Here is a 7,394-nt window from a genome sequence, read left to right on the forward strand (position 1 = left end):
GTCACTATGTCGTCCAAACATGATGAGTCCAATACCGACCTGATCCGTGCCAAGGACGTCGGTGGTTTCGACATCTGGTCGTTGCCCAGCTTCGACCCGTTTGTGCCGGAACCCGAGCCGGAACCGGAACCCGAACCGCCGGAAATGGAAGAAGTGCCGCTGGAAGAAGTCCAGCCACTGACCCTCGAAGAGCTCGAGAGCATTCGCCAGGAGGCCTACAACGAAGGCTTCGCCGTTGGCGAAAAAGAAGGTTTCCACAGCACCACGCTCAGGGTCCGTCAGGAAGCCGAAGTGGCCCTGACGGCCAAGATCGCGGGCCTGGAACAACTGATGGCCAACCTGTTCGAGCCGATTGCCGAGCAGGACACGCAGATCGAAAAGTCGCTGGTTGACCTCGTGCAGCACATCACCAGGCAAGTGATTCAGCGCGAACTGGCCATCGACTCGACGCAGATCGAACACGTCATGCGCGAAGCGCTCAAGCTTTTGCCGCTGGGTGTGGGCAATGTGCGGCTGTACATCAATCCGCAGGATTTCGAGCAGGTCAAAGCCCTGCGCGAGCGCCATGAAGAAACCTGGCGCATTGTCGAGGACGAGTCCTTGTTGCCGGGCGGCTGCCGGGTCGAAACGGAGCACAGCCGCATCGACGCCACCATCGAAACCCGTGTTACCCAGGTCATGGCCAAGCTGTTCGATCAATTGCACGATCAGGCGCTGCACCCGGCCGCGCCGGACCTGAGCCTGGAACTGCCAATCGACGAAAAACCCGCGGTTACACCGGTCGAGCCGACACTGGACGATCCCGATGCGCCTTGATCGCACCAGCTTTGCCAAGCGCCTCGGCAGCTACGCCGAGGCCACGGAGCTTGCCAGTGCGCCGATCCTCGAAGGTCGCCTGCTGCGCATGGTCGGCCTGACCCTCGAGGCCGAAGGCTTGCGCGCCGCCATGGGCAGCCGCTGCATGGTCATCAACGATGACAGTTATCACCCGGTGCAGGTTGAAGCCGAGGTCATGGGTTTCTCTGGCAGCAAAGTCTTTCTGATGCCAGTTGGCAGCGTCGCCGGCATCGCCCCCGGTGCCCGTGTGGTTCCCCTGGCTGATACCGGTCGCTTGCCCATGGGCATGAGCATGCTCGGGCGGGTGCTCGATGGCGCCGGACGTGCGCTGGATGGCAAGGGTGGCATGAAGGCAGAAGATTGGGTGCCGATGGACGGCCCGACGATCAACCCGCTCAAGCGCGAACCGATCAGCGAGCCACTGGACGTGGGCATTCGCTGCATCAACGGTTTGTTGACGGTGGGTCGCGGTCAGCGGCTCGGGCTGTTCGCCGGTACTGGCGTGGGCAAGAGTGTGCTGCTGGGCATGATGACCCGCTTCACCGAGGCCGACATCATTGTCGTCGGGCTGATCGGTGAGCGGGGGCGAGAAGTTAAAGAATTCATTGAGCACATCCTCGGTGAAGAAGGCCTCAAGCGTTCGGTGGTGGTGGCATCGCCAGCGGACGACGCACCACTGATGCGTCTGCGCGCGGCCATGTACTGCACGCGAATCGCCGAGTATTTTCGCGACAAGGGCAAGAACGTCCTCTTACTCATGGATTCCCTGACCCGCTTCGCCCAGGCCCAGCGGGAAATCGCCCTGGCCATCGGCGAACCTCCAGCGACTAAAGGCTATCCGCCGTCAGTGTTCGCCAAGTTGCCGAAACTGGTGGAACGTGCCGGTAACGCTGAAAAGGGCGGCGGTTCGATCACCGCGTTCTACACGGTACTGTCCGAAGGCGACGATCAGCAAGACCCGATCGCCGACTCGGCGCGGGGTGTGCTCGACGGACACATCGTGCTGTCCCGGCGTCTGGCCGAGGAAGGGCATTACCCGGCCATCGATATCGAAGCCTCCATCAGCCGGGTCATGCCGTCGGTGGTGGGCATCAAGCACATGAACCACGCGCAGACGTTCAAGCAATACTGGTCGCGCTATCAGCAGAGCCGCGACTTGATCAGTGTCGGCGCCTATGTGTCTGGCGGTGATCGGGAAACCGATACCGCGATCAGTCTGCAACCGGCCATGACCATGTACCTGCGCCAGGGCTTGAACGACAACATCAGCATGGGCGCCAGCGAGAACCATCTCGCTTCGATCTTTGCGCCAGCGCCGGGCGGTTAACCCGTCATGGCCTCGAGCCGCGCAGCACGTCTGGCGCCTGTGGTGGAAATGGCTGAAAAGGCCGAAAAGACCGCGGTCCTGCGCCTGGGGCACTTTCAGGGCCAGGTTCGCCTGGCGGAAAGCAAACTCGCCGACCTGGAAAACTTCCGCCTCGAATACCAGGAACAATGGATCGTACGCGGCAGTAGCGGCGTGTCGGGCCAATGGTTGCTGGGTTATCAGGGTTTTCTCGCGCAATTGGGCACGGCCATCGACCAGCAGCGTCAGAGCCTGAACTGGCACCAAAATAACCTGAACAAATCCCGGGAAGCCTGGCAGCAGGCGTTTGCCCGGGTCGAAGGCTTGCGCAAACTGGTTCAGCGCTACAGGGATGAAGCGCGGCAACTGGAAGACAAGCGCGAGCAGAAGCTGCTCGATGAGCTGTCCCAGCGGTTGCCGCGTCACGATCCGTATTGAAGACCGCGTTATCGTTCTTCGCGGGCAAGCCTCGCTCCTACAGAGGCAGTGTCGAGCGCAACGGTGTGTTCGACCATTTTTCGTAGGAGCGAGGCTTGCCCGCGAAGTCGATTTCACAAACCGAACAACTCTTCAGCCTTGCTCCAGCCCCCATCAGGTGCTAAACCTTGTACACGTACGTTCGTTCGCCAATGACAAGGAAGCCGTGAAATGTCAGTCGTTACAGAAGTATCTCAAGATGGAAAAAAGCTGACGATTTCGATCGAGGGACGATTCGATTTCGGTCGGCATCAGGAGTTTCGCGAGTCCTACGAAAAACTCAGCAGTAAACCCGATTCCATTGTGGTGGACCTCAAGAAAGCCACTTATCTCGACAGCTCTGCGCTGGGCATGCTGCTCTTGCTGCGTGATCACGCCGGTGGCGACACCTCCGATATTCGCGTCGTCAACAGCAGTTCCGATGTGAAGAAAATCCTCGCCATCTCCAATTTCGACAAACTGTTCGACATCAGTTGACCGTCATGCAGTCGCTCGAACCGCTGACGATTCTGATCGCCGAAGACAGCGCGGCCGATCGCATGCTGCTGTCGACGATCGTCCGGCGCCAGGGCCATGAAGTGTTGACGGCTGCCAATGGCGCCGAAGCGGTCGAAGTATTTCGCTCGCAACGACCGCATCTGGTACTGATGGACGCCATGATGCCGGTGATGGACGGTTTCGAGGCGGCGCAGCAGATCAAGGCGCTGGCCGGCGAAACCCTGGTGCCGATCATCTTTTTGACGTCGCTGACCGAAAGCGAAGCCTTGGCCCGTTGTCTGGAGGCCGGAGGCGACGATTTTCTGGCAAAGCCTTACAACCAGGTGATCCTCGCGGCCAAGGTCAAGGCGATGGACCGCTTGCGACGTTTGCAAGCCACGGTGCTGGAGCAGCGCGACCTGATCGCCAGGCACCACGATTACCTGCTCAACGAACAACGTGTAGCCAAAGCCGTGTTCGACAAGGTCGCCCACTCCGGTTGCCTGAATGCACCGAACATCCGTTACCTGCAATCGCCCTATGCGCTGTTCAATGGCGATCTGTTGCTGGCCGCGTTCACTCCGGCTGGCGACATGCATGTGCTGCTCGGTGATTTTACCGGCCATGGTTTGCCGGCCGCTGTCGGTGCCATGCCGTTGGCCGAAGTCTTCTATGGCATGACGGCCAAGGGTTACGGTTTGTCCGAAACCCTGCGCGAGATGAACGCCAAGCTCAAACGTATTCTGCCGGTGGACATGTTCTGCTGTGCGGCGCTGCTGTGCCTGAGCTTTCAGCGAGGGTCGGTGGAGGTCTGGAACGGCGGAATGCCGGACGGTTACCTGCACAGTATCGCCAGTGGCGAGCGCACGGCGCTGACGGCACGGCACTTGCCGCTGGGCGTACTGAGCTCGCAAACCTTCGATGATCGCACCGAGGTGTTCCCGATGGCCGTCGGCGATCGGGTGTTCCTGTTGTCCGATGGGGTGATCGATACCTGTGATGCCAATGAGCAGTTGTTTGGCGTAGAGCGGCTGGAGCAAGTGTTTGCAACCAATCGTCAGCCCGATGCACTGTTTGAAGAGATCGAGCAGGCACTGCGGGATTTTCGTGGCGAGGCTCGTGATGACGTGAGCATGGTCGAGGTCCGTCTGCTGGAAGCCGCGCAACTGAGCCCTCCGGCACCGGTGTATTCCGACAGCGGCCAGTCGTGCCCGCTGGACTGGTCGGTGAGTTTCGAGTTCCGCGCCGCCACCCTCAAGCGCTTCAATCCGCTGCCGTACTTGTTGCAGTTGCTGCTTGAGGTGCATGGTCTGCGCGCTCAGAGTGGCGCACTCTACAGTGTGCTGGCAGAGCTTTATTCCAATGCTCTGGAGCATGGCGTGTTGGGCCTGGATTCGAGTTTGAAACGCGATGCGGCAGGTTTTGCGCGTTATTATCAGCAGCGCAATGCACGCCTGGACGAGTTGCGCGATGGCTATGTGCGGGTGCATTTGCAGGTGACGCCAAAAGGCGAGGGCGGTTGCCTGGTGGTGCGGGTCGAAGACAGTGGCAAAGGCTTCGATGTGGCGCGGGTCATGGCGCGTCCCGTCGATGACGTCCGTCTGTCAGGACGTGGGGTCAATTTGATCCGCCAGTTGAGCGATCATGCGACCTGGTCCGATAATGGAAGAAGTGCTCGCGTGGAGTTTTTCTGGGAGGCTCTGGCATAATGCCAGGCATTCTTGATCAAGGAGTGAACAAGTGGACGACACACATCTGGACCGCGACGTGCTGAGCGCGTTGCAGGAAGTGATGGAGGACGGGTATCCAGAATTGCTCGATACCTTTCTCGCCGATTCCGAAGAGCGTTTACGCGTCCTGCGAAAGGCCGAGGACGCCGCGCAGCTTATGAATGCTGCCCATAGTTTCAAAGGTAGCAGCAGCAACATGGGCGCCAGTTATCTGGCCAAGCTGTGCGGTGAGCTGGAGCAGCGTGCCAAAGAAAAGAGTCTCGTCGGCATTGAGCGGCTCATTGATGACATTGACGGCGAATTCGCTATTGTCCGACCGCTCTACGAAGCGGAACGCCAGCGTTCCCAGGCTGAACCAGCATCCGTCCGGCGTTTTTAGCAGCCAGCGAACAAAGCTGGCTCGACCCTTGCAGTTAACTTGCTCAACTGTACCTACGATCCCAGTGCAGCGGAGACCGTTTTATGCCCGTTACCCCAAACATCCTTCTTCAGGCCGCCACGACGGCCAAGGCTCAAGCCGCGTCCGCCAATGCACCGGCGCTGACGGCCGAGCCCGGGGACAAGGCCTCCAGCTTCGCTCAGGTCTATGCCAATCAGGCGCAGAATAAACCCTCCGCCATGGCGGACGGCTCGGCTAAACCCGCGCGCGACAAAGTCTCGGACAGCGTCGGCAAAAAGGACGTGAGCAACGACGAGTCTGCCGCCCCGGTACCGACGGTTGCCGATAGCGGCAAATCCTTGCCCGCCGATAAACCGGCGCAGGCTGACGACAAGACGGCCAGCGATGACGCGTCGGATACGGCCGAGGCGTCGACGCCGGTGGCCGATACCGCGCCTGTCGATCCGGCCCTCGATCCTGCGTTGGTGGTGCAGCCGGTGTTGCCAGCTCCTGTGCTGGAAACGCCAACAGTTGTGGCCACTGCGCAATCACAAGTTGAGGCACCTGTCGCTGCCGTCGTTACTGCGGCTGCGGCACAGACTGTTGCAACCATCGATCCGGATTTCGATCCCGAAGCCGATCCTCTCGATGCGCTGCCAGCCGTGCGCATGGCCATGGAGCAGGGCGGGCACGTTTCGCCCGCCAGCCAGGCCCAGCCAAAAGCGGCACCGACCTCGGCTCAAGTCGACGGCGAGCCAACTTCGGCACAGAACTTTGCCACGGGCATGGCGGGCATGCTCGATGTGCAAGCCGATCAGGACAGCACCAGCCAGGGCGGCGAGAAGGCTTTCAGTGGCCTGATCGATGACGGCCTCAAGGATCTCAAGTCCGCCAGCAGCGATACCCGTGTCGATGATTTCGCCAACCGTCTGGCGGCATTGACCCAGGCGGCAACGCCGAAGACTGCCAATGCATTACCGGTAAACCAGCCAATCGCCATGCATCAGAGCGGTTGGACCGAAGAGGTGGTCAACCGGGTCATGTACCTGTCCAGCGCCAATCTCAAGGCGGCCGACATTCAGTTGCAGCCGGCCGAGCTGGGGCGCCTGGATATTCGGGTGAACATGGTTCCGGATCAGCAGACCCAGGTGACCTTCATGAGTGCCCATCCAAGCGTTCGTGAAGCGCTCGACGGGCAAATGCATCGCCTGCGTGACATGTTCGCGCAACAGGGCATGGGCCAGGTCGACGTCAACGTTTCCGATCAGTCCCGTGGCTGGCAGGGGCAGGGTCAGGAGCAGGCTCAACAGGGGCAGGGTGGGCGTGCCAACGCCAATGGCGGTCGACTCGATTCTGTCGATGAAGAGCTTCCTGCGACTGTCGCTGAAGTAGCCGCCAACACCACCAGCGTGATTGGCTCCAGCGCCGTCGACTACTACGCCTGATCAAACGCAATACCCCTGTAGGAGCGAGGCTTGCCCGCGAAGAACGATAACGCGGTTTAACCGATAAACCGCGTTATCGTTCTTCGCGGGCAAGCCTCGCTCCTACGGTTCCTTCGATCTAAGCCTGCGCCTCTACTCCCTCCCGACACTTCTGGCATAACACTTGCTCTTGCCTTGCCGTGCGACTGTGAAAACCCGAATAGTGACGGATTATTGGCATGGCTAAGAGCGACGCAGCACCAGTGAAAGACCCCGCAACCAAAGGCAAAATCAAGCTGATCATTGTGATCGTCGTGGCCCTGTTGCTGGCGATCGGCTTGTCCGTGGGGGCGACCTGGTTCTTCATGCACAGCGCCCAGAGCAAGCCTGCCCCTGCGGCTGAAACGGCGGTGATCGGCAAGCAGCCAGCGATATTCGAGCCCATGGCGCCGGCTTTCGTGGCCAACTACAACCAGAACGGTCGCCAGCGCTACATGCAGGTGAGCATCACCCTGCAGGGCCGCAATCAGGCCGATCTGGAAGCGCTCAAAGTCCACATGCCGGTGATTCGCAATAACCTGGTGATGCTGTTTTCCGGTCAGGATTTCGCCACGCTGGCGACTCCGGTCGGCCAGGAAATGTTGCGTCAGAAGGCCACGGCCAGCGTCCAGGAAGTGGCGCAGAAAGAGCTTGGCAAATTGGTGATCGAACAGTTGCTTTGCACT

The 7,394-nt window shown here is 60.2% G+C and carries 8 protein-coding genes; all 8 read left to right on the forward strand.

Annotated elements, in window-relative coordinates:
• Positions 1-6 precede the first annotated feature (6 nt).
• On the forward strand, positions 7-816 hold the full coding sequence (gene fliH / locus ACIPLA_RS24350) for a flagellar assembly protein FliH (RefSeq protein ID WP_401176610.1): 810 nt from the start codon (positions 7-9) through the stop codon (positions 814-816).
• Complete coding sequence (gene fliI / locus ACIPLA_RS24355; protein ID WP_123496036.1) at positions 806-2,164, forward strand: flagellar protein export ATPase FliI; 1,359 nt, start codon at positions 806-808, stop codon at positions 2,162-2,164. Before fliH ends, fliI begins: the two co-directional genes overlap by 11 nt.
• A gap of 6 nt (positions 2,165-2,170) precedes the next feature.
• Entirely contained in the window at positions 2,171-2,620 is a 450-nt protein-coding gene (gene fliJ, locus ACIPLA_RS24360) for a flagellar export protein FliJ (RefSeq protein WP_218394184.1), read from the forward strand.
• A 210-nt stretch (positions 2,621-2,830) separates the two neighbouring features.
• On the forward strand, positions 2,831-3,136 hold the full coding sequence (locus tag ACIPLA_RS24365; RefSeq protein WP_401176615.1) for an STAS domain-containing protein: 306 nt from the start codon (positions 2,831-2,833) through the stop codon (positions 3,134-3,136).
• A gap of 5 nt (positions 3,137-3,141) precedes the next feature.
• Positions 3,142-4,845, forward strand: coding sequence for a fused response regulator/phosphatase (locus ACIPLA_RS24370; protein ID WP_218394186.1), 1,704 nt, complete (start codon positions 3,142-3,144; stop codon positions 4,843-4,845).
• Positions 4,846-4,876: 31 nt separating this feature from the next.
• Positions 4,877-5,245: an Hpt domain-containing protein gene (locus ACIPLA_RS24375; RefSeq protein WP_218394187.1), complete on the forward strand. Its 369-nt coding sequence runs from the start codon at positions 4,877-4,879 to the stop codon at positions 5,243-5,245.
• 83 nt (positions 5,246-5,328) lie between these two features.
• A complete protein-coding gene (locus ACIPLA_RS24380; protein WP_218394188.1) occupies positions 5,329-6,690 on the forward strand; it encodes a flagellar hook-length control protein FliK in 1,362 nt (453 codons plus the stop codon).
• A 218-nt stretch (positions 6,691-6,908) separates the two neighbouring features.
• A partial coding sequence (fliL, locus tag ACIPLA_RS24385) for a flagellar basal body-associated protein FliL (RefSeq protein WP_401176620.1) occupies positions 6,909-7,394 on the forward strand: 486 nt, incomplete at its 3' end.

The organism is Pseudomonas sp. NPDC086112, assembly GCF_044746425.1.
Lineage (GTDB): Bacteria > Pseudomonadota > Gammaproteobacteria > Pseudomonadales > Pseudomonadaceae > Aquipseudomonas.

Excerpts from the sequence above, each read along its gene's own strand:
- fliH (WP_401176610.1), top strand. The coding sequence starts at position 7 with ATGTCGTCCAAACATGATGAGTCCAATACCGACCTGATCCGTGCCAAG.
- fliI (WP_123496036.1), top strand. The coding sequence starts at position 806 with ATGCGCCTTGATCGCACCAGCTTTGCCAAGCGCCTCGGCAGCTACGCC.
- fliJ (WP_218394184.1), top strand. The coding sequence starts at position 2,171 with ATGGCCTCGAGCCGCGCAGCACGTCTGGCGCCTGTGGTGGAAATGGCT.
- ACIPLA_RS24365 (WP_401176615.1), top strand. The coding sequence starts at position 2,831 with ATGTCAGTCGTTACAGAAGTATCTCAAGATGGAAAAAAGCTGACGATT.
- ACIPLA_RS24370 (WP_218394186.1), top strand. The coding sequence starts at position 3,142 with ATGCAGTCGCTCGAACCGCTGACGATTCTGATCGCCGAAGACAGCGCG.
- ACIPLA_RS24380 (WP_218394188.1), top strand. The coding sequence starts at position 5,329 with ATGCCCGTTACCCCAAACATCCTTCTTCAGGCCGCCACGACGGCCAAG.